1 protein-coding gene is annotated in these 943 nt (G+C 59.1%); it reads left to right on the top strand.

Features of this window, described 5'->3' with window-relative positions; translation table 11 throughout:
• Positions 1-342 precede the first annotated feature (342 nt).
• Positions 343-771, top strand: a complete 429-nt coding sequence (locus EDD52_RS21915; protein WP_132248759.1) for a hypothetical protein — start codon at positions 343-345, stop codon at positions 769-771.
• Positions 772-943 lie beyond the last annotated feature (172 nt).

The raw sequence follows: 943 nt of genomic DNA, 5'->3' as shown, positions 1-943 counted from the left end.
TCACGAGATCAAATCCTACGCTCCCTCCGTAGACGTCTCGACACTCGACGATGCAACCGTCAACGCAGCCGTTCAGGCCATCCACGGCTCCGGCTCCGAGAGCGAAAAGACATCGACCGTTCGCGCAATCCTGCTGAACGCAAACTAAGGGCACGGCCTTTGCCGCACCCGATTGGACGCCGCAGCCATCCAAGCGCGGCGTCCATCTCACAAGCTCGTGACCCATTCGTGACCCCGCCAGCGGAACGCTTCGGCGGGGTTTCGCATTCTCTCCCCAGCGGCGCCGATGAGGTGCCTCGTCGCACCGACACGCGGCAAATTAACATTATTAAGGAGAGACTTATGAAACGTCTGATGCTTGCAACCGCCCTGACCGCAGCTACCATTTCCGGGGCAGCTTTTGCCAATGAAGCACAAGAAGTCGAGATTGAAACCTTCGCGCCGAATGTCAGCTACGAGTTGCTGAGCGAAGATGCCCGCCTGCAGATTTCCAACATCATTGCCGGTGGCGACTCCTACAGTGAGAAACAGTCGAAAGTCACTGCCGTTGCCCTGAATGAAGGCGCCCTGATCGAGAATGACACCACGGTTTACGTTCCCGCAGATGCAGGCGAGACCACCTTCGCCAGCGACCTGAAAGATTACGAGCCGTCGGTCGATGCCAGCGAACTGGACAAGCAAACCAAGCTGCGCCTGAGCGCCGTCATGTATGGCAGCGGCACGCATAGCGAGAAGGCCAGCCAGGTGAAGGCGATCCTTCTGAACTCGTAAGACTTCCAGAGCTGGCGTGACCGTCAGCCTGCCTGAAACGCAACAGGGCCGCCTGATAAGGGCGGCCCTGCTTGTTTGTCGAACCCTGCGGGGAGGGGTTGGCTCCCCGCGCAGTCAGTTTTCTTACTCGATGATCTTCGAGACGACGCCGGAACCAACGGTGCGGCCGCCT

This window comes from Primorskyibacter sedentarius (genome assembly GCF_004342065.1).
In the GTDB taxonomy this organism is placed as follows: Bacteria; Pseudomonadota; Alphaproteobacteria; order Rhodobacterales; family Rhodobacteraceae; genus Primorskyibacter; species Primorskyibacter sedentarius.
The sequence above is the reverse complement of the archived record's forward strand: the minus strand, read 5'-3'. Positions and strand labels throughout refer to the sequence as shown.

What these genes read in the sequence shown, in the direction of transcription:
- EDD52_RS21915 (WP_132248759.1), top strand. Translation starts at nt 343, where the DNA reads ATGAAACGTCTGATGCTTGCAACCGCCCTGACCGCAGCTACCATTTCC.